General features: G+C 62.9%; 20 protein-coding genes and 1 pseudogene. 11 read left to right on the top strand and 10 right to left on the bottom strand.

What is annotated here, in order from left to right:
* The first annotated feature begins 76 nt into the window (after window positions 1-76).
* The gene (locus BMY38_RS03565; protein ID WP_092759807.1) at window positions 77-1654 is read left to right on the top strand and encodes a gamma-glutamyltransferase family protein; all 1578 of its coding nucleotides are present in this window, start codon (window positions 77-79) and stop codon (window positions 1652-1654) included.
* Here the strand turns inward: BMY38_RS03565 and BMY38_RS03560 are convergent.
* Window positions 1651-1933: pseudogene (locus BMY38_RS03560) on the bottom strand (IS3 family transposase); the annotation flags it as partial. The gene BMY38_RS03565 and the pseudogene BMY38_RS03560 sit on opposite strands and share 4 nt — an antisense overlap.
* On the opposite strand from BMY38_RS03560, the gene BMY38_RS18350 reads away from it, so the two are divergent.
* The gene (locus tag BMY38_RS18350) at window positions 1898-2278 is read left to right on the top strand and encodes a hypothetical protein (protein WP_245737535.1); all 381 of its coding nucleotides are present in this window, start codon (window positions 1898-1900) and stop codon (window positions 2276-2278) included. The pseudogene BMY38_RS03560 and the gene BMY38_RS18350 overlap by 36 nt on opposite strands.
* Window positions 2279-2360: 82 nt before the next feature.
* Here BMY38_RS18350 and serA read toward each other — a convergent pair whose 3' ends face one another.
* Together serA and BMY38_RS03550 are read right to left on the bottom strand one after the other, a co-directional pair.
* Complete coding sequence (gene serA, locus BMY38_RS03555) at window positions 2361-3953, bottom strand: phosphoglycerate dehydrogenase (RefSeq protein WP_092759805.1); 1593 nt, start codon at window positions 3951-3953, stop codon at window positions 2361-2363.
* 66 nt (window positions 3954-4019) lie between these two features.
* Window positions 4020-5162, bottom strand: coding sequence for a phosphoserine transaminase (locus BMY38_RS03550; RefSeq protein WP_092759803.1), 1143 nt, complete (start codon window positions 5160-5162; stop codon window positions 4020-4022).
* Window positions 5163-5317: 155 nt separating this feature from the next.
* On the opposite strand from BMY38_RS03550, the gene serB reads away from it, so the two are divergent.
* On the top strand, window positions 5318-6193 hold the full coding sequence (gene serB, locus BMY38_RS03545; protein ID WP_092759801.1) for a phosphoserine phosphatase SerB: 876 nt from the start codon (window positions 5318-5320) through the stop codon (window positions 6191-6193).
* 294 nt (window positions 6194-6487) lie between these two features.
* Here serB and rlmN read toward each other — a convergent pair whose 3' ends face one another.
* Entirely contained in the window at window positions 6488-7663 is a 1176-nt protein-coding gene (rlmN, locus tag BMY38_RS03540) for a dual-specificity RNA methyltransferase RlmN (RefSeq protein ID WP_092759799.1), read from the bottom strand.
* A 134-nt stretch (window positions 7664-7797) separates the two neighbouring features.
* Entirely contained in the window at window positions 7798-8271 is a 474-nt protein-coding gene (locus BMY38_RS03535) for an invasion associated locus B family protein (RefSeq protein ID WP_245737526.1), read from the bottom strand.
* Between the two features lie 217 nt (window positions 8272-8488).
* Between BMY38_RS03535 and BMY38_RS03530 the strand changes: the two genes are divergently transcribed.
* Entirely contained in the window at window positions 8489-9484 is a 996-nt protein-coding gene (locus BMY38_RS03530) for an asparaginase (protein ID WP_092759795.1), read from the top strand.
* On the opposite strand, the gene BMY38_RS03525 is transcribed toward BMY38_RS03530, so the two are convergent.
* Both BMY38_RS03525 and hspQ read right to left on the bottom strand, forming a co-directional pair.
* The gene (locus tag BMY38_RS03525; RefSeq protein WP_175495756.1) at window positions 9481-11514 is read right to left on the bottom strand and encodes an ATP-binding protein; all 2034 of its coding nucleotides are present in this window, start codon (window positions 11512-11514) and stop codon (window positions 9481-9483) included. The genes BMY38_RS03530 and BMY38_RS03525 overlap by 4 nt on opposite strands.
* Window positions 11515-11771: 257 nt before the next feature.
* The gene (gene hspQ / locus BMY38_RS03515; RefSeq protein ID WP_092759789.1) at window positions 11772-12098 is read right to left on the bottom strand and encodes a heat shock protein HspQ; all 327 of its coding nucleotides are present in this window, start codon (window positions 12096-12098) and stop codon (window positions 11772-11774) included.
* Window positions 12099-12357: 259 nt separating this feature from the next.
* Between hspQ and BMY38_RS03510 the strand changes: the two genes are divergently transcribed.
* Together BMY38_RS03510 and BMY38_RS03505 are read left to right on the top strand one after the other, a co-directional pair.
* Window positions 12358-12531: a hypothetical protein gene (locus tag BMY38_RS03510; protein WP_175495755.1), complete on the top strand. Its 174-nt coding sequence runs from the start codon at window positions 12358-12360 to the stop codon at window positions 12529-12531.
* Window positions 12532-12607: 76 nt separating this feature from the next.
* The gene (locus BMY38_RS03505) at window positions 12608-13189 is read left to right on the top strand and encodes a transglycosylase SLT domain-containing protein (RefSeq protein WP_092759787.1); all 582 of its coding nucleotides are present in this window, start codon (window positions 12608-12610) and stop codon (window positions 13187-13189) included.
* A gap of 68 nt (window positions 13190-13257) precedes the next feature.
* On the opposite strand, the gene BMY38_RS03500 is transcribed toward BMY38_RS03505, so the two are convergent.
* Entirely contained in the window at window positions 13258-13542 is a 285-nt protein-coding gene (locus BMY38_RS03500; RefSeq protein ID WP_245737486.1) for a rod-binding protein, read from the bottom strand.
* A 113-nt stretch (window positions 13543-13655) separates the two neighbouring features.
* On the opposite strand from BMY38_RS03500, the gene BMY38_RS03495 reads away from it, so the two are divergent.
* Both BMY38_RS03495 and BMY38_RS03490 read left to right on the top strand, forming a co-directional pair.
* Entirely contained in the window at window positions 13656-15167 is a 1512-nt protein-coding gene (locus BMY38_RS03495) for a flagellar hook-length control protein FliK (RefSeq protein ID WP_092759786.1), read from the top strand.
* 9 nt (window positions 15168-15176) lie between these two features.
* On the top strand, window positions 15177-15836 hold the full coding sequence (locus tag BMY38_RS03490) for a flagellar hook capping FlgD N-terminal domain-containing protein (protein ID WP_092759784.1): 660 nt from the start codon (window positions 15177-15179) through the stop codon (window positions 15834-15836).
* Window positions 15837-15878: 42 nt separating this feature from the next.
* Here the strand turns inward: BMY38_RS03490 and ubiB are convergent, their stop codons facing one another.
* The gene (gene ubiB / locus BMY38_RS03485) at window positions 15879-17408 is read right to left on the bottom strand and encodes a 2-polyprenylphenol 6-hydroxylase (RefSeq protein ID WP_092759782.1); all 1530 of its coding nucleotides are present in this window, start codon (window positions 17406-17408) and stop codon (window positions 15879-15881) included.
* Window position 17409: 1 nt separating this feature from the next.
* A complete protein-coding gene (gene ubiE / locus BMY38_RS03480) occupies window positions 17410-18177 on the bottom strand; it encodes a bifunctional demethylmenaquinone methyltransferase/2-methoxy-6-polyprenyl-1,4-benzoquinol methylase UbiE (protein ID WP_092759780.1) in 768 nt (255 codons plus the stop codon).
* Between the two features lie 71 nt (window positions 18178-18248).
* Between ubiE and mutM the strand changes: the two genes are divergently transcribed.
* From mutM to rpsT, 3 genes are all read left to right on the top strand, one after another.
* Window positions 18249-19115 (top strand): bifunctional DNA-formamidopyrimidine glycosylase/DNA-(apurinic or apyrimidinic site) lyase, encoded by an 867-nt coding sequence (gene mutM, locus BMY38_RS03475; RefSeq protein WP_092759779.1) that lies wholly within the window; start codon window positions 18249-18251, stop codon window positions 19113-19115.
* A gap of 72 nt (window positions 19116-19187) precedes the next feature.
* Window positions 19188-19964: an enoyl-CoA hydratase-related protein gene (locus BMY38_RS03470; protein WP_092759777.1), complete on the top strand. Its 777-nt coding sequence runs from the start codon at window positions 19188-19190 to the stop codon at window positions 19962-19964.
* A gap of 245 nt (window positions 19965-20209) precedes the next feature.
* Complete coding sequence (gene rpsT / locus BMY38_RS03465) at window positions 20210-20476, top strand: 30S ribosomal protein S20 (RefSeq protein ID WP_092759775.1); 267 nt, start codon at window positions 20210-20212, stop codon at window positions 20474-20476.
* Window positions 20477-20688: the final 212 nt, after the last annotated feature.

The raw sequence follows: 20688 nt of genomic DNA, 5'->3' as shown, positions 1-20688 counted from the left end.
GCACCCGGAATGGGCCTTGGCACCCTTGCATCGCCATCATAGCCTCCGCCGAAACTTGCCGCACCAAGGGGCCAATATGCGTTATTTTCAACTTCCCGGTCGATCCCCGGTGCTTGCCACGAACGGCATGTGCGCGACCTCGCATCCGCTGGCCGCAAAAATTGCCATCGACACGTTGGCGCGCGGTGGAAACGCAGTGGACGCAGCAATCGCGGGTGCCGTCATTCTGGGACTGTGCGAACCGCAGATGACCGGCCTGGGTGGAGACGCTTTCGCCCTAATCAAACCCGCTGGCGGGGAAGATATCCTCGCTCTCAACGGCTCGGGCCGGGCGGCACAGGGATCGTCCGCGCAAAAACTCCGGGCACAGGGGCTCAAGACTGTGCCGGTCAATTCCGCCCATGCAGTCACGGTGCCGGGGGCGGTCGACGCGTTCTGCACGCTGTCCGACCGACTCGGCAAGCTGGGCATGGCCGACATCCTCGGACCGTTGATCCCCTATTTCGAGAGCGGCGTCCCCATCGCCCCGCGGGTCGCCTTCGACTGGGCTTTGGCCAAGGAGAGCCTGCAAGGCAGCGCACGGGACGTCTATCTAGCGCAAGGCAAGCCTCTGAAAACCGGCCATCAGTTTGCCCTGCCCGGTCAAGCCGAAGTATTGCGCCGGATCGCCGACAAGGGCCGCGACGGGTTCTATGTCGGCGAGGTGGCCGAAGATATGGTGGCAACGCTGAAAGCCGCTGGCGGCGCTCACGTCGTGTCCGATTTCGCGGCCACCGCCTGCGATTGGACCGACCCGATCAGCGGCACCTACAAGGGCATCGATCTGGTCGAGCATCCACCGAACGGACAGGGCGCGACCGCTATCCTGATGGCCAATATTCTGAAACATTTCGATATCACGGCGTTGGACCCAATGGGGTCGAAACGCGCGCATATCGAAGCCGAAGCCGCAAAACTGGCCTATGACGCCCGCAACCGCCTGCTGGCCGACCATGATCATACGGTGCGGCTGATGCATATGCTGGATGCAGGCACGGCAGAAAAACTGGCCGCTCTCATCAATCCGAAACGCGCGATGGCCGCAGCAGCCCCTCTGACCGAGGCGATCCACAAGGATACCGTTTATATCACCGTGGTCGACCGGGACCGCATGGCCGTATCGTTGATCTGCTCCATCTTCCATTCCTTCGGGACCGGACTCGCGTCCGACAAATTCGGCATCCTGATGCAGAACCGGGGCGCTGGCTTTACTTTGGAGCGGTGGCATCCGAACGAATTGGGGCCGGGCAAGCGACCGATGCATACGATCATTCCGGGCATGTTGCGGCAGAACGGCCGCGTCACGATGCCCTTCGGTGTCATGGGCGGCGCATATCAGCCCGCCGGACATCTGCGGTTTCTGTCGAACATGGTGGATTTCGGGATGGACGCGCAAAGCGCAATCGACGCACCCCGTGCATTTTCAGACAACGGTGTGATGAGTGTCGAACTCGGCTATTCCGATACGGTCAGGGCCGAGCTTTATGCGATGGGCCACAATGTTCGGATTCCCGAAGGACCGATCGGAGGTGCCCAATCCATTCGCATCGACGATAGCGGGTATCTCGAAGGGGCAAGCGACCCTCGAAAAGACGGCTGTGCCCTGGGATACTAGCTGTTAAGTCCCGGCATCTGATGGTTTGGATCGAATTTGAATCTTTCCGGCTCGGTTGTCCAGATTTTGCAGATGTATTGGTATGGAGTGAGTCCGCCGAGTATCTTCAGGCGTCGCGCAAAATTGTATGCCGCGAAGAAGTCGTTGAGATCTGCGCGCAACTGCTCATCGCTGTCGTAGTGGAACCGTTTAACCGTGACTGACCGTTAAGTTCATGCGCCCGATCTGCACGTGCGTCCAGGGATGACGCATCTTGGTCAGCCGGTGCTCAATCCCGTTCGCCTCGCAGATCATGTCGAAGCGCATCGGCCGGGAGATGGTCATGTTTCGGTTCCTCGGCTGCTCTGCGAACTGGAAGCCGTTATCGGGGCGGGCAACATTCGCCGCCTGTCAGCCGATGATCACTTTCTGCAACGGCTTGTCCCTCTCGCCAAGCCGTGGACCGCCGCCGTCCTGCGGGCAAGCGGCGCTTTCGAAGGGGCTTCAAAAGAGGTTTCAAGCGATCCTTTCACGGCCTTTGATCATGTTAAGGAACATCGGTCGGGCCGCCCGTCCCGCATTGATCAGACACTTCCCGCTTTATCCCGGCTCAAACCAAGTGAAATGGCCCACCAGATCAGGTGAAACGCGTCACACTTATCAAGCGAAGACGCGTTTGGAAAAGCGGGGCGTTGTATCCACGCCCCGGCCTGTCAGGTCGGCCCGATCAGACGTTGAAACGCAGCGGCGAGACATTCTGGAAGAGGCCAGTCGCCCGTAGCTTGTCCAGAACGTCAGCATCCGGCTGATCGTCCAGATAGAGCAGCGCGATGGCATCCTTGCCCCGGTCCGACCGGCCCAATGTGAAGTTTGCGATGTTTACGCCGTTCTCACCCATGGTCACGCCCAGGGTTCCGATGATGCCCGGTTCGTCATGATTGGTGGTATAGAGCATGTGCGCCCCGACTTCGGCGTCGATGTTGATGCCCTTGATCTGAATGAACCGCGGCTTGCCGTCGCTGAACACCGTGCCCGCGATCGACCGTTCGCGTGTCGCCGTCTTGACCACCAGCTTGATATAGCCGTCGAAAGCACCGGATTTGTCCTGATGCGTTGTGCTGATCTCGACGCCGCGTTCGCGGGCGACAACCGGGGCGGACACCATGTTCACGTCCGGGTTGGTCGCCTTCATGACACCCGCAATGGCCGAACAGTTCAGCGCCTCGAGGTTCATCGACGCGACCGATCCGTTGTAAATGATCTCGATCGCTTTCAGCGGTTCGTTCGTCATCTGGCCGACGAAGGCCCCCAGATGCTCGGCGACCTTGACCCAGGGGCCCATGACCTTGGCTTCTTCCGCAGTGACCGACGGCATGTTGAGTGCGTTGGTAACGGCACCGGTCAGCAGGTAGTCCGACATCTGCTCGGCCACTTGCAGGGCGACGTTTTCCTGCGCCTCGGTGGTGGCGGCACCGAGGTGAGGGGTGACGACGACATTCGGCAGGTTGAACAGCGGGCTGTTTGTCGCCGGTTCCTCGGCGAAGACGTCGAAAGCCGCCCCCGCGACATGGCCGGATTTCAAGGCCTCCGCCAACGCCGCTTCGTCCACCAGACCGCCCCGCGCGCAGTTGATGATGCGAACGCCGGGCTTGGTCTTGGCGATGCTTTCGGCAGACAGGATGTTCTTCGTCTGCTCGGTCAGCGGGACGTGCAGCGTGATGAAATCGGCACGCGCCAGCAGATCGTCCAGCTCGACCTTCTCGACGCCCAGCTTGGTGGCGCGATCTTCGGACAGGAACGGATCATAGGCGACGACCTTCATGCGCAGCGCCCGCGCCCGGTCACAGACGATGCCGCCGATGTTGCCAGCCCCGATCACGCCGAGCGTCTTGCCGGACAGCTCGACACCCATGAATCGGGATTTTTCCCACTTTCCTGCATGGGTCGACGTATTCGCCTCGGGGATCTGGCGGGCGACTGCGAACATCATGGCGATGGCATGTTCGGCGGTGGTGATCATATTGCCGAAGGGTGTGTTCATGACGATGACACCGCGACGCGAGGCGGCGTCCTTGTCGATGTTGTCGGTGCCGATACCGGCGCGACCGACGACCTTCAGATTGGTCGCACGGTCCAGCAGTTTTTCGGTGACTTTCGTGGCGGACCGGATGGCGAGGCCATCGTATTGGCCGATGACGTCCGCCAGACGGTCCTTGTCCTTGCCGAGGCCCGGCTCGAAGGTGACATCGATGCCGCGATCGCGGAAGATTTGGACGGCGGCGTCCGACAAGCTGTCGGAGATGAGAACTTTGGGGGCCATCAGAGGCTCCTTTTTGAAAAAATCTGGGGTGTCGGCCGCGCGAAACCGCGCGCCCGAAGGGCCGGGTCAGGCGGCGAGTTCGGCGCGATAGGCCCATTCGATCCACGGCATCAATGCCGCAACGTCATCGGGTTCGACCGTCGATCCGCACCAGATCCGAAGACCTGCGGGTGCATCGCGATAGCTGGCGATGTCGAAGGCCACGCCTTCCACATCCAGCCGTTTGGCGACGCGCTTGGCAAAGTCGGCGGGCAAATTCGGATCGGTGAACTTCAGGCAGACCGATGTGGTGGACCTTGTGGCCGGATCGTCGGCCAGATTGGCAATCCAGTCGCGGCTTTCGCAGAAGTCCCAGACATGCTGCGCACTGGCGTCGGCGCGGGAGATCAGGCCGGACAGGCCCAGAGTTTCGGCCCAGTCCAGTGCGACGAGATAATCTTCGACCGCCATCATGGATGGGGTGTTGATCGTCTCGCCCCGGAATATCCCGTCGATGAGTTTTCCACCCTTGGTCAGGCGGAATATCTTGGGCAGGGGCCAAGCGGGCGTATAGCTTTCCAGCCGCTCGACCGCGCGGGGCGACAGGATCAGGATACCATGCGCACCCTCGCCACCCAGCACCTTTTGCCAGCTGAACGTCGCCACATCGAGCTTGTCCCACGGCAAGTCCATCGCGAATGCGGCGCTGGTGGCATCGCAGAGCGTCAGGCCGGTGCGGTCATCGTCGATCCAGTCGGCGTTCGCAACACGGACACCCGAGGTAGTGCCGTTCCAGGTGAAACAGATGTCGCGGTCCGGATCGATGTCCAGCGAAGGCAGCGCGCCATAGTCGGCTGTCCGCACATCGGCGTCCAGCTTCAACTGTTTGACCACGTCGGTGACCCATCCTGCGCCGAAGCTCTCCCACGCCAGCATGGTGACGGGGCGCGCGCCCAGCATCGTCCACATGGCCATTTCGTAGGCCCCGGTGTCGGAGGCGGGCACGATGCCGATGCGGTAATCGTCGGGCACGCCAAGAATGGCGCGGGTCCGGTCGATGGCGGCGGCGAGTTTCGCCTTGCCCGGCGCGGCGCGGTGGCTGCGGCCCAGGGGTGCATCGCTCAGATCGGAAAGGGAAAAGCCCGGATGCTTGGCGCAGGGGCCGGACGAAAAACGCGGATTGGACGGTTTTGTCACGGGCCGCGCGCCCGCGTTCAGAGTATCAGTCATAACTATCCTTGCAGATAAATGCCCCTCGTTGGGGAGGGGTGTCCCGCCGATGTCGCTATTCCCCGCGAAGGGGTCGCGCAAGGCCGATTATCGGGCTAAGGCGCGACAAATAGCGGGGCGGCAGCGTTCTGCGTTCACGATAGGAAACCGCCGCGATGCATACCGTTGTCCTGATCTCTTCGCCCGATGCGCCCGTCGTGGACCTTTCTTTGGTGGAAGCGCTGCGCAACGGATGGGGCGGTGGTGTCGCACGCTGGCTGAACCCTGGCATCGCGGCGGAGTTCGACCTGGATCGCCTACCCGACACGCTGGACGCGACGCGGGACCAGATGGACGCGATGGGTGTCGACCTGAACGTCGTGCCGATGGAAGGGCGCAGGAAGCGCCTGCTGCTGGCCGATATGGATTCGACCATGATCCAGCAGGAGTGCATCGACGAACTGGCCACTGAGGCGGGCGTGGGCGAACGGGTGGCGGAAATCACGGTGCGCGCGATGAATGGCGAAGTCGACTTCGAGGGGGCGTTGCACGAACGCGTCGGATTGCTGGCCGGACTGGATGCGTCGGTCATCGACCGGGTGCTGGCCGACCGCATCACACTGATGCCAGGCGGGGAGACCTTGCTGGCAACGATGAAGTCACAGGGGGCAAAAGCAGCATTGGTGTCAGGCGGGTTCACGGCCTTCACGTCGGCCATAGCGGCGCGGCTAGGGTTCGACTGGAACCGGGCGAATACTCTATTGCTGGAGGGCGGCAAACTGACCGGCCAGCCCGGCCTGCCGATTCTGGGACGGCAGGCCAAGGTCGATGCGCTGGAGGAACTTACCGCCGAAATGGCGATCGGCGAAACCGATGTCATCGCCGTGGGGGACGGGGCGAACGATCTGGACATGTTGCGGCGGGCGGGAATGGGCGTGGCGCTGCATGCGAAACCCGCCGTGCAGGCCGGGGCCGGTTTGCGCGTAAATCACGGCGACCTGACGGCACTGCTCTATCTACAGGGCTATCACCGGGACGACTTCGTTACGTGATGTCGCGCTGACCGCTTGGCGGGCAAAGGATGCGGGTCAGATCATCGGCGCGCGACTTGCAGCCTGTCGGCGCGCGCGGATCATCAAACCCTTGCTGGTGATCGTCACCTCCGCCATTGCGGTCCGCATGATGTGGGACTGGTTCCAGCTGTCATCGGGCTGTCACTGACTGGGACTATGCGGCAGACAGACCCCTTACCCCAAGGACAGTCCAATGGTTGAAATCGACCCGATCCGCTTCGTCCTGTCGGTGTTTCTGCCGCGCCCGCGTAAACGGTAACGTCCTGCGCCCGTCTAAAGACCCGCTTCGGCGGCGATCTGGGCACGGCTTTTCCGCTGCCGTTCGGTCGCTGATTTTAACTGACCGCAGGCGGCCATGATATCCTCGCCCCGCGGTGTACGGATGGGCGAGGCATAGCCCGCTTCCATCAAAATCTTCGCGAAGGCATGAATGCGGTTATTGCTGGAGCGGGTATAGGGCGCACCGGGCCATTCGTTGAACGGGATCAGGTTCACCTTGGCCGGAATTCCCTGAAGCAGCGCGACCAGGCGATGGGCGTCGTCATCGCTGTCATTGACGCCGTGCAGCATGACATATTCGAAGGTAATCCGCTCGGAATTGGAAACTTTGGGGTATTCGCGCAGCGCGTCCAGCAGCACCGCGATATTCCACCGCTTGTTGATCGGGACCAGCGTATCGCGCACCTCGTCCGTCGTAGCGTGGAAGCTGACGGCCAGAAGGCAGCCGATTTCCCGCGCGGTCCGGGCGATTTCAGGAACGACACCGGATGTCGACAGGGTGATGCGGCGACGGCCCAGCGCGATGCCCTCGCCGTCCATCACGATCTTCATGGCGTCGCGGACATTCTCGAAATTATAGAGCGGCTCGCCCATGCCCATCAGAACGATGTTCGACAGCAGCCGCGCGGTCGGGTCGTTCGGCGCGCCCTTTTCCGGCCATTCGCCCAGATCGTCCCGCGCCAGCATGACCTGCCCGACGATTTCGCCCGGTGTCAGGTTGCGAACCAGCTTTTGCGTGCCGGTATGGCAGAATGAACAGGTCAGGGTGCATCCCACCTGACTGGAAACACACAGTGTGCCGCGCCCGTCTTCAGGGATATAGACAACTTCGACCTCGTGCCCGCCGGCGATCCGCACAAGATATTTGCGGGTGCCGTCCTCGGATACCTGCCGGGTCATCACTTCGGGCAATTCGATGGTAAAGTTCTCGGCCAGAGTGGCGCGGAAATCCTTGGCCAGATTCGTCATCAGCGCGAAGTCCCGCACGCCCCAATGATACAGCCACTGCCACAGCTGATTGGTCCGCATCCGGGCCTGCTTTTCCGGCGTGCCAACGGCAATCAACGCTGCGCGCAACGCGTCGCGGGTCAGACCGATCAGATTCAGGCGGTCGCTTTCGGGCAATTTGCGCGGGATGGTGTGTACATCCTGCGTGATGGGAACTTGCATGACAGATATCCGAAAGGTCAGATCGCGACTGGGCGGGATCAATGGTGGGCGGGATCAATGGAAACAGGCGCCCCATATAGGGACGCCTGCCGAAAATCGCAAATACACAATGTTGCGTCAGTGTCGCGCCCGGCTCAGCCGCCGCAGCGTTTCTCGGCGTCGGTGACGGCCGCTGTGAAGCCCATCAGGCTGAACGAATCCTCGGTTCGGGTGCCGCGTCCGGACTGCCCCTTCACGACCGCGTTCGCGCCGCGCTTCATGGCCGCGATAAGCCGCTCGTCATCCGTCGGCGATGCGGCCCAGGCCAGTTCGCCATCGGTGAACATCTCGAAACTTTCGGTCCCGATCTCGACCGTCACGGTCGAGCCGCTGGCATAAGGATAGCCGCCGGTCGCCGAGACCTCGCCCTTCTTGTCGCTACCGGGCCAGTAGCTGACGAAGAGGCGGATATCGCCACGCTGCGCCGCGACCTCACGACCGTCGCGGGTGTTTCGGATCGACTTGGGGGCCGACACGATCCAGCACTGGGTCGGGTTGTCTTCGACAAAGACGGACCAGTCAGTCTCCGTATTCACCCTGTTGGAGCTGTCTTGTGCAAAGCCTGGCATCGTCAATGCGGTGGTCAGAAGTGCGGCCCAGATCGTGGCCCCAATCGCCTTGAATTTCATGTTCGTCCTTGCCTCTCGTCGGCGGCCCCGGCTGCCCGGTTTTGTCCGGCCTTCGAACCCGGTGCACGCGGTTCCCAATACTGCATGCCGATGATAGCGCAGGGGGGACCACCGGGGAAAGCCCGGCAAGCAAAATTTCGCGCATGGAGAGAGCGGCATGACCGAAGTCAACGAAGGAGCCGTCGATCTGGTCGAGGTGATCCGGGGCGACCGGGTCGAATCGGTGCATCGCGGTCACATTGTCGTGTGCGACGGCGCAGGCGAAATCGTCGAAGCCTGGGGGGACCCGTCGGCGGTGATCTACCCCCGATCGGCCTGCAAGATGGTTCAGGCGCTGCCGCTTCTGGAATCGGGTGCGGGGGCACATTTGACATCGGCGCAACTGGCGCTGGCCAGCGCCTCGCATGAAGGCGCGGCGGTGCATGTCGCGGGCGTAAACGCCTGGCTGCGCGACCTCGCGATGTCGGAACAGAACCTGCGGTGCGGCACGCATATGCCATACTCCGACGATGCCAGGGCCGACCTGATCCGCGCGGGCGACAGGCCCTGCCAGTTGCACAACAATTGCTCGGGCAAGCATGCCGGGTTTCTGGCGCTGTCGAAACATCTGGGTGCAGGTCCCGAATACGTCGAGCCGGATCACCCGGTTCAACTGGCGGTGCGCCGCACCTTCGAGGAGGTGACCGGGATGGACAGCCCCGGCTATGGTATCGACGGCTGCTCCGCACCGAATTTCGCCACGCGTCTGGATGCCTTCGGACGTGCAATGGGGCTGTTCGCCGGGGCGCGCGATGGCGGTGGCCTGCGTCAGGACGCCATGGTGCGGCTGACCCGTGCAATGGGGGCGGAACCCATGCTGGTTGCGGGTGAAGGCCGGGCATGCACCGATCTGATGCACGCCATGGGGGGGCGCGTGGCGGTCAAGACCGGCGCCGAGGCCGTGTTCATCGCCATCATACCGGAGCTGAATCGCGGCATCGCGCTCAAGATAGTCGACGGCACGACGCGCGCGGCAGAAGCGGTGATTGCCGCGATGCTGGTTCGTCTGGGCGTGCTGGACGCAGGTGCGCCGGTCGCGAAACGGCTGACCCATGGGCCGATCACGAATTGCCGGGACAAGGTGACGGGCCACTATAACGTCCGCTTGCGCTAGGGTCTGTCCAACGCCGTGGTCAAAGCCTCCAGCAGCAGGTTTTTCTTCAATGGTTTCGTCAGATACGCCATGAACCCTGCGGCCTCCAGCCGCTCCGCCATATCGTCGCCGACATGCGCGGTCAGGGCCAGCAGAGGAGACGGGCTGCCACCGCGCTCCGCTTCCAGCGTCTGAATGGCTGCGGCGGCACCGAACCCGTCGAGGCCCGGCATGGATATGTCGAGGATGACGGCATCGGGCCGCTCGCGTGCATAGGCATCGACGGCCTGAACGCCGTCGGCCACCAGATCCAGCTTATAGGGCTGGTCGCGCAGCATCCGGTCCAGCAACAGGCGGTTCGTGGCATTGTCGTCCGCCAGAAGCAGGCGGGCGGGGCGGGTCGTGGGCGACACCGCGAATGCCGCTGCCAGCGCGGCCCCCGTGACCAAGCGCGGCAGGACCGCATCGGCGCGGTCGGCAACCGCCGGGTCGGCCTCCTCCCCGCGGCCCAGCAGAACGACCTGCGTCCCGTCGGCGGCTTGCGACAGGGCGGCGCGCTGATCTTCATGCGACAGCGCCAGTGGCAGCAGGATTGGCGTATCGGCCTCCGGCGCGTCGCGAAGAACGAGGCATCCCGCCTGTCCAAGCCGCGCAGCGATCAGGTCACCGGACGGACCTGCGTGAACTGCGATTTTGTCCGGCAGGGGGGGCATCGCATCGGCTTCCCCGTCGCCGACCAGCGGCAGCGACAGCGTGAACGTCGATCCGGTTCCGGGCTGACTGGACAGCGTCAGCGTTCCGCCCATTCGTTCCGCCAGACCACGCGAAATGGTCAGGCCCAGCCCCGTGCCTTCGGTCGATGACCCATCGGGGTCGTCGACCTGGCCAAACGCCTCGAACACTTGCGCGGATTTGTCTTCCGGAATGCCGGGTCCCGTATCCTCGACGGCGATCCGGATCAGATCGTCGCCCGGCGTCACGCGAACGATGACATGACCGGCTTGCGTGAACTTCAGCGCATTGCCCAACAGGTTCATGACGATCTGCCGGATACGCCCCTCGTCGCCAAGGAACCGGGTTCGCGCGCCGATCGGATAGGTCAGATCGACCCGAACACCCGCATGTTTCGCCACCGCCGCCAGCCGCAGGCAATCTATCAGCAACGACTCGAGATCCAGCGGGTCATGCCGCAGATCGACCTTGCCCGCCTCCAGCTTGGAGACGTCGAGCGTGTCGTTGACGATGACCAGCAACGCCTCGGCCGAATCGTGGATCGTGCGGGCGAACAATTCCATTTCCGGGTCGTCCGCCTGCTCGGCAAGCATCTGCGACAGGCCGATCACGCCATTCATCGGTGTCCTGATCTCGTGGCTCATCCGGGCAAGAAAGTCAGCCTTGGCCCGCGCTGTCTGTTCGGCTGCATTGCGGGCGGCGGCCAGCGAAGCCTCGCGCGCCCGGTGTTCGGTGATGTCGAGGACCAGCGACACGACATCGCCGTCCGGTGCGCGCCGGTCCTGAAATTGCAGAATGCGGCCATCATAGTGTTGCAGCGTCAGGGGCGCGATCACCTCTGCGTCCCAGCGGGCGATCTGCGCCTGCGCCCATGCGGCGGGGCGCAGGTCGCCGATGTCGAAGGCTCCTTCATCCGCCGCCAACGTGAAAACCTCGGAAACATGGCATCCGGGGGCGAGTTCGGACGCCGCATCGAACAGGTCGAGATAGACGTGGTTGGCCGCGATCAACCGCCCCTGCATGTCGAACAGGGCGAACCCGTCGCGCATCGTCTCCAGCGCGTGCCACAACCGGCGTCGCGCCCGGTCTGCCCGCTCTGCCGCTTCCTTGCGCTGTTGCAGGACGGCCTGCTGCCGTTCCGTCATTTTCAGGTTCTGATCGCGTTCTGAAAGATACCGCCGCGACAGTCTGTCGGCATTTGCCACCAGGGCAGAATGGGTACGCGCAAGTTCTCTCCGGGTGTGGTCGAGCGTCCGCTCCGCCGCCAGACGACGGCGACGTTCCTCCAGAAACAGGGTGTCGGGGACAGATCCGTTCATGCCGATCGACATCTCCGCCCTCGGGACGGGGCTTCGTGTCGGACCTGCCAGCAAATGGTGAAGATGGACTTAAGCCGTGCCGCGATGGCCCCTGTTTACCCCCGGTCCCCAGGGTCTGACCTGTGCGGCGAGTGGTCCATATACCCTGGGCAGTGGCCCTGTAATCTCGCGTTCATAGCCCGACGGATGTGTGCCGGGGCGCGGGTCTGGACCCTGACCCAGTTGCGCCGGGAAGGCCTGTCCAGGAGTGACGAGATCTAGTTCAGGTCGAAATGCAGCGGATATTGCCGCCCGTCGAAAGCACCGAACAGATCGCCGATATCGGGGTGGGTCACCGGCTCACCCGTGCGGTCGAGCATCAAGTTTTGCTCGGACACATAGGCGACATAGTAACTTTCGTCATTTTCGGCCAGCAGGTGATAGAACGGCTGATCCCGCCTTGGACGCGAGTCCTGCGGGATGGCATCGTACCATTCCTCGCTGTTGGAAAATTCCGCGTCGACATCGAAGATTACCCCGCGAAACGGGTGCTTCTTGTGCCGGACGACCTCGCCCAGTGCGTATTTCGCTTCGTTGTGCAGCATGATCTTGCCCTTTCGCCTTTCCAATCCTACGCCTTGGCCCCGCAACTTGTAAATCGGCGCAGGTGCGAATCGGCGGAAACAGAGTGTGACTCTGGCCTATACAGTCCTGCAGATCGTGGCCCCGTATTCATCCTGGCCAGCATCATTTTCGCCTGGATTACACTGAAATACGCCTATGACACCGCCCGGTGGCCGGTCTTTCCGTTCTGAAGGTCTTCGTCTGTACCGGGTTCGCCTTCGCCGTGGGCATGGCGTTCGGTTGGACCGCCACACTGGGGTTCTTATCGTGCAGATGGCGCTGCCAGTGGCGGTCACATCGTATCTTTTGGCGACGAAATACGGGACCGAAGCGCAGCCGGTCGCCGGTCTGGCCGTCGTCTCGACGTTGATGGCTGTGGTCGCTCTGCCGCTGATCCTCGCGGTCTTCGTCTGATGTGATTGGCAGGATGGGCAGAATCGGGTATGGATTTTCAAAATCGGTAAAAACAAAATGACCGGGCAGTAAAGACATGATGAAATACATGCAGATGAGCCTTCTGCTGATTCTGACCGCATGCGGTGGAATCCGTGGGGATGGTCGTGCGCCGCGCGATCTGGATAACGCTTGTTCAATTCTGGACCAAAGGCCGGGTTATCTGCGTGCCTTCAAGGCGGCCGAACGCAAGTGGGGCGTGCCGGTGCACGTGCAAATGGCCACGATCTATCAGGAATCCAAGTTCATTTCCGACGCGCGCACGCCGCTTCGCTTTTCGCTGGGCGTGATCCCCGTGGGCCGTCAGAGCAGTGCTTTCGGATATTCCCAGGCGCTGGATGCCACCTGGAAGGAATACCAGCAGAAGGAAGGCGGCCGCCGCTCGCGCCGCGACAGCATCCGGGATGCGACTGATTTCATGGGATGGTACATGGCCGAGACGAACCGGACACTCGGTATTTCCCTGGCCGATGCCCGCAATCAATATCTTGCCTATCACGACGGACGAACCGGCTATCGGCGCGGCACGTACCTCAGCAAACCATGGCTCGTCCGCATTTCAAGCGAGATCGAATCACGCGCTGCAATGTATCAGCGCCAACTTCCGCGCTGTTCCTGATGAGGTCTTATCCGACGATATTTCGTCGGGTTTGATTGATACGGGCGATGTCCGGACGCCCGGCGCGGTCAGGCCCCCGCGCCTTTCGCCATAGAGCGATAGATGGCCTCCGCCAGCCCGGTCTGACCGCTTTGTGCAACGGCATCGGCCTGGGCCTGCCGCAGAAAGCTGTCGAATTGCGTGTCGCCACCGCCCGACGGCGACGGGGCCCCCGTGCCCGAAGCCCGCAGAAGCTCCGTAAACAGGAAAGCCTCCAGCTGTTGCGCCTGTGCCCGCAATTCCGCCTCACGCTGACCGGCCGAATCCGGGGACGTGGTCGAATGCGGAGACATCGATCCCGATATCATATCCATTTGCGGCTCCTCCGAATCTTGTCCTTCGGTCAGATCATATCCGGGTAAAGGATTTCGTAACGCCAGCCGCATAGACAGCTCGGACGAGATGATTCTCTGATGACGGAGGGGCCATGACACCTGAACTTTCGATGCGCCCTCACAATGGGTCGGCACCCGGTGGCTCCGCCCCGATAGGCCTTGCCTCGCCCGAAGGCGGCGTCGGTGAATTTCAAGCCATTCTGCAGCATGCGCCCCGAGATACCGGTCGGACCAGCCGCACCGGGGAAAACCGTCCTTCTACGCCTGACGGCCGGACTGAGCGCGAATCCCCCCCGGATCTTTCAAGGATCACTGCCGGGGTCGAGGATGGTGCCCTTCGCGATCTGCCCGAGTGGCTTCGCGTGGCGCTTTCGTCAAATCATGCCGATAGTGCGGCGGAGTTTTCGGAAATCACCGCCGACATCGGCACTGCGGCGGCCCCGGCGAAACCGCCGCCCGATCCTGCCGGTCTTCCGGCAACCGCGCCGGACCATATACCTTCGTCATCGAATCAAACCGCCAGTCGCCTGGACGGGCGCGGCGTGAACTGGCCGGAACCGACCCCTCCGGTTGATGCGATGCGCCGCCTGCCCACCGCACACCCTGTTTCGTCCGATCGGACAGCGGTAATTTCCGATGCCCAGGGCATCCGGCCAAACGTCGCCGGCCCTCCGCAGGGCAAGGTCATCGGGCCAATGGAACCGCCCTCGGATGCGACCGTCCGATCCGATCAGCGGCCTGGGGCACCAATCCTGAACGATCGCGCACATACCAAGCGACCTTCGCCGGATCTGGACATGCCCGGATCAGTCAGCAGATCCGCGACCCCGGACGATATGCGGCCCGTTCAGGATGTCCCCCGCCGCATCGAGGTCAGCCCTGCGCCGGTGACATCGGCACTGAAACCCGCTTTCGACCCGATCCGACCCGGAACCACCGCGTTTCCAGAGGCCAGCTCTGTCAAAATCGATATAAGCCGGATCCAGTCCGCCGCGCCAACACCTGCCCAGGGGTTTTCGGCCCCGCCCTTCGACGCCCCAACGGCTCCGACAGCGCCGACAGTTTCGCTCTCGGCGACCGAAGCCGCCGCAATGAGCATTCCGGCAACTGCGCTGGTGACCCCGGTCGACTTACGTGCCGTCTCTCCCGTGGCGCTGACACAGTTGCCCGAGGCACTCTCGGCGCAGGTAAAGGCGTTCGGGAACGGCGCGCCGACGCCCGGTACGCTACTTGCGGCCGATGGCACCCTCTCGACCGAGATGGAGCTTGCGCCCGCCGATCTGGGACGTCTGCGCGTCAGCCTTCAGACAACGGAACGGGGCCTGCACCTTGCCATCACCGTAGAGCGACCCGAGGCGCTCCTCGCCGTCCGGCAGCATCTGGATACCTTTCACCGATCCCTGATCACGGATGGGGTGACGCTGGACAGTATCGACATCGACACAGGCGATAGGAGCGGCGGTTTCGAACGACATGCCCCGCGCGCGCCAGAGCGACGCGGGAGCGGGGCCAGACAGGATGCCTCTCCTGACACTGATGTTTCGATCAGTCACGACACGCCAGGACGGCGGACCGAACCCGGCCGCCTCGACCTGAGCTTCTAGGAGAATTCGATGGATATATCCTCGTCCACGACCAGTCTGGCCACCAGCAATACAACGGCAAGCGCTGCCAGCACGTCGCCCACATCCGATTTCGACACGTTCCTGCGCTTGCTCACGGCGCAAATCCGAAATCAGGACCCTCTGGAACCGGCGGATTCCACCGCCTACACCGCACAACTGGCAACCTTCTCCAATGTCGAACAATCGGTAAAGACCAACGACCTGCTGGCGCAGATGATCCAGCGGCTGGACACTCAGCAGATCAGCGGCGCATCGGACTGGATCGGGATGGAGGTTCGGTCTTCCGGACCCATTGCGCATCAGGGCGGAGAAACCGAACTGCACACCCGGATCAACCCGGTCGCCGACCGGGCCGATCTTGTCGCTTTGGACGCGCAGGGTGCGGAGGTGGCGCGGCAGGCCATCGACCCCGACGGCGAAACGTTGCGCTGGCCCGGCATGGGCCTTGACAACACCATACCCGACGGAATTTACACATTGCAGGTCGAGGCATGGGCGGGCGAGCGTCAACTCGACACCACAGCGGTGGACCATTATGCGCAGATCACCGAGGTTGTGCTGGGCGCTTCAGGGACGGACTTGGTCCTGAACGGCGGCATTCGTCTGCCGGCCGATCAGTTGCAATCGATCCGGCGTCCGGTCGAATAGCGATGCCGACGCCCCCTGCGGCACACGAAAGGCGCCAAGCCTTCAGGTCATCAGGGACAACGCCCAAACCAGTGCGACCGTCGTTCCCCCGGTGACAAACAGCATCGCCGCGGGCCAGCGCGATTGGCGCGCCGCTTCCTCCCTCGATCGTTCGGGACGGCGCAGTGCATCCTCGACCGCGCGCGGCAAATGCGGACCGAACCGGGCCAGAACGCGGGCCGTCCGGGCCAGATCGCGTGCAAACGCCCGTGGTCCGAGGTTTTCGCGAATATAGCGTTCGACCTCGGGGCCTGCTGCCTGCCAAATGTTCATATGCGGGTTCAACGTGCGGGCCACGCCTTCGACCACGACCATGGTGCGTTGCAGCAAGATCAGCTCGGTCCGGGTTTCCATTCCGAACCGCTCCGTCACTTCGAACAGATAGGCAAGCAGCCGACCCATCGAGATACGCGAGGCGTCCATACCGAAGATCGGCTCCCCCACTGCGCGCAGGGCCTGGGCGAACATGTCGATATCCTGGTCGGCGGGCACGTATCCGGCCTCGAAATGCACTTCGGCGACGCGGCGGTAATCCTTGCGGATAAACCCCATCAGAATCTCGGCATAGACGCGGCGGGTGTATTCATCCAGCCGTCCCATGATGCCGAAATCCAGCGCGATGATATCCCCGGACGGCGCAACCTTCAGGTTTCCCTGATGCATGTCGGCGTGAAAATATCCGTCGCGCAACGCATGGCGCAGGAACATCTGCATCACCCGATTGGCCAGCACCGCACGGTCATGGCCCGCTGCGTCAATGGCGTCGATGTCCGCCATCTGGATGCCTTCGGCCCAGTCCAGCGTCAGCACCGCGCGCCCCGACAAGGCCCATTCGACGCCCGGCACCTCGAATCCTTCGTCGCGGGCGATATTGGCCGCGAATTCTCCGGCCGCCGCCGCCTCTGTCCGCAGATCAAGTTCCTGCCGGACGGTGGCCTCGAAATGCGCGATCACATCCATCGGGCGCAGACGGCGCGCGGACGGCGACAGCCATTCGATCATCCGCGCCGCCATGTAGAAGGCGTCGATATCTCGGGCGAAGGCGCGCGCGATGCCAGGCCGCAAGACCTTGACCGCAACCTTGCGGCCATCCCCCACCAACCGCGCCTGATGCACCTGCGCGATGGATGCGGCGGCAACCGGCCCGGTAAATTCGGTGAACATCGCGTCGACCGGCATCTCCAGATCCCGCTCGATCATGTCGCGGGCAATCTCGGTCGGGAACGGCGGCAGCTTGTCCTGCAACACCCGCAGTTGCAGCGCCAGATCGCCGCCGACGAAGTCGGGTCGCGTCGACAGGATCTGCCCCAGCTTGATGTAACTCGGTCCCAATGCCGTGATCGCCCGCAGCACGGGGGGCAACGTCGGATCGCCGGAGTAGCCCAGCCATTTGAACGGCCATCCCAGAATGCGCGCGGCAATCCGCAATTCGCGCGGCGCGCGCATCTGGTCCAGCACGACATCCATCGCGCCCGTCTTCTCGAATGTTCCGGCGGTGCGGATCAGCCGCCAGATGTTATGCGGTCCCCTCACCTCAGATCTTCCAGCCCGAATGCAGCGCCGCGATACCGAACGACAGGTTGCGATACTTCACGTTTCCGAACCCCGCATCTACGATCATCCCGGCGAACCGGTCCTGATCCGGAAACTGGCGGATCGACTCGACCAGATACTGATAGCTGTCCCGATCCCCCGCGATGGCCTGTCCCAGCGGCGGTATCACATTGAATGAATAGAGATCATAGGCTTTCTGCATCAACGGGTTGGGCAGTTGGCTGAATTCCAGCACCATCAACCGACCGCCGGGCCGCAACACGCGGTATGCCTCGCGCAGGGCATCCGAAATCCGCGTCACGTTCCGGATGCCAAAGCTGATGGTATAGGCGTCGAAGGTGCCGCTTTCGAACGGCAGGGCCATCGCGTCGCCCACCACCCATTCCAGACGGTCGGCCATGTTCGCGGCCTCGGCCCGTTGCCGTCCTGCGACCAGCATGCCTTCGGTCATGTCGCAGACCACCGCCTCGGCCCCGGGTGCGCGTTCCAGAAACCGAAAGGCGATGTCGCCGGTGCCGCCCGCCACGTCCAACAGGCGCTGACCGGGCCGCGGGGCCAGCCAGTCCAGCATCGCATCCTTCCAGATGCGGTGGACGCCAAGCGACATCGCATCGTTCATCACATCGTATTTCGACGCCACATTGGTAAAGACCCCGTGAACACGACCGGCTTTCTCCGCCTCGGGTACGGTCTCGAAGCCGAAATGCGTGGTGCGCCCAGAACTCCGGCTGTCGGTCTCTTGCGTCATGACGCATGGCTCCTCATCTGTGTTGGTCTGACTTATAGGGCGCATACGCCCGCCTGCAACGGACGCCGCCCATGCCAGAACTTCCCGAAGTCGAAACGGTGCGCCGGGGTCTGGCCCCCGCGCTGGACGGCGCGCGCCTTGCCCGCGTGGATGTGAACCGTCCCGATCTGCGCTGGCCGTTCCCCGATCGCATGGCGGATCGCCTGCGGGGTGCGACGATCCGCGCATTGGGTCGGCGGTCGAAATTCCTGTTGCTGCATCTTGATACGGGCGAGACGCTGATCGTGCATCTGGGCATGTCGGGGCGGATGGTGGTCGACGACCTCTCGGCACCGACCGGGATTCAGCCGGGCACGTTCCGCCGCGATGCAGGCTGGCACCCGCAGCACGACCACGTAGTTTTCCACACCGACCGCCACCGGGTCACCTTCAACGATGCCCGTCGCTTTGGTGCGATGGACCTGTGGCCGACGGATGACCTGGAAAACCACCGGCTGATCGCGAAACTGGGGCCGGAACCCCTGGGCAATACCTTCAACGATGCGCACCTGATCGCCGCCTTCCGGGGTCGCAACACGCCGGTGAAATCTGCGCTGCTGGATCAGCGGATCGTGGCGGGCCTGGGCAATATCTACGTGTCCGAGGCGCTGCACCGGGCGGGCATCGCACCGAAGCGCAGGGCCGGACGAATTGCCGCGCCCCGCGTCGCCGCTCTGGTCCCGATCATCCGCGACGTTCTGGACGAGGCGATCCGGGCCGGAGGCTCTTCGCTGCGCGATCACAGACAGGCGGACGGCACCCTCGGCTATTTCCAGCACAGCTTCCGGGTCTATGACCGCGAAGGTCTCCCCTGCCCCACACCGGGCTGCGATGGCGCGATCCGCCGCATCGTTCAATCGGGGCGATCGAGCTTCTTCTGCGGAGTTTGTCAACGATGAGGGACCACTGTTGACTTGAATCGCCGCCGTCTTCGGGGCAGGCCTGATGTCTTGGAACCTGCGGAGCGACAAATGGGCTACGAAACACTGAACGTCGATGTCGGCAATCACGTGGCGGTTATCCGGCTGGACCGGCCGGATGCGATGAACGCTCTCAACTCCACCCTGCTGGAGGAACTGGCCAAGGCGCTCCGGTCCGCGCAGGACAATGAAAAGGTCCGCTGCATCGTTCTGACCGGGTCGGAAAAGGCCTTCGCCGCCGGCGCGGATATTAGCGAGATGAGCGAAAAGACCTTCATCGACGTCTACATGGGCGATCTGTTCAGCAAGGAGGTCGGCGCGATTCTGCGGGTTCGCAAGCCGATCATCGCCGCGGTCGCAGGCTATGCGCTGGGGGGCGGGTGCGAATTGGCGATGATGTGCGACATCGTCATCGCGGCAGATACCGCCAAGTTCGGTCAGCCCGAAATCAATCTCGGCGTTATCGCGGGTCTTGGCGGCACGCAGCGCCTGACCCATGCGGTCGGCAAGGCCAAATCGATGGACATGCACCTGACGGGTCGTTTCATGGATGCCACCGAGGCCGAGCGCTCCGGTCTGGTCAGCCGTGTCGTGCCCGCCAAGAAACTGATGGATGAAGCGATGGCCGCCGCAGGCAAGATTGCCGAGAAGTCTATGGTCACCACCACCGCCGTCAAGGAAGCCGTGAACTACAGCCAGGACGCCGGACTGACCGATGGCTTGCTGTTCGAACGCCGGTTGTTCAACGCGCTGTTCGCGACTGAAGACCAGACCGAGGGCATGAAGGCGTTCCTCGAAAAGCGCGAGCCGCAGTTTCGCGACCGCTGAATCGGCGGCGTGGGGTTGCAAGAACGTCGGACGTATATCCGACGCGGATCACCCGTGGATCACCCCTCGGTTTGCGGTGCCTGTTCGCGGTCGCTTGACGCGGATGCCCCCCGCGTCTAGACGACGCCGATCATGCGTGTGAGGCCCGCTTTGGCCGGAATTGCCCGACCCCGTTTATCACGGCGTCAGATGGGTGGCCCTTGGGCGCAGTCAATATATGAACTGAACTGCAAGGACCGAACACCATGGCCAATTCACCCCAAGCCAAAAAACGTGCCCGCCAGAACGAGCGTCGATTCGCCGTGAACAAGGCCCGCCGCTCGCGCATTCGCACCTATCTGCGCAAAGTCGAAGAAGCGATCGAATCCGGCGATCAGACCGCCGCCGCAGCCGCGCTGAAGGCCGCCCAGCCCGAGTTGATGCGTGGCGTGACCAAGGGCGTTTTCCATAAGAACACCGCATCCCGGAAGGTCTCGCGCCTTGCGTCGCGCGTGAAGTCTATCGGAGCCTGACACCCGATTCTATCTGGACGACCCAATCGGTTTGTCACAGGTCAAGAGATTTGTAAGCCCGCCATCAGGTGGGCTTTTTTCTTGCCTGTTTTCCGCGCGTTGATTGCTCAAAGACAGATTCTTTGCGGTCATCCGCCGAGTCAAGAAAGAAGAGTCATTGCCGCTCCAAGGCAGCGAACGGTATCTCATGTCTCAGCGAGTCAGATCGCTGA

Source organism: Jannaschia helgolandensis (assembly GCF_900109285.1).
Lineage (GTDB): Bacteria > Pseudomonadota > Alphaproteobacteria > Rhodobacterales > Rhodobacteraceae > Jannaschia > Jannaschia helgolandensis.
The sequence above is the reverse complement of the archived record's forward strand: the minus strand, read 5'-3'. Positions and strand labels throughout refer to the sequence as shown.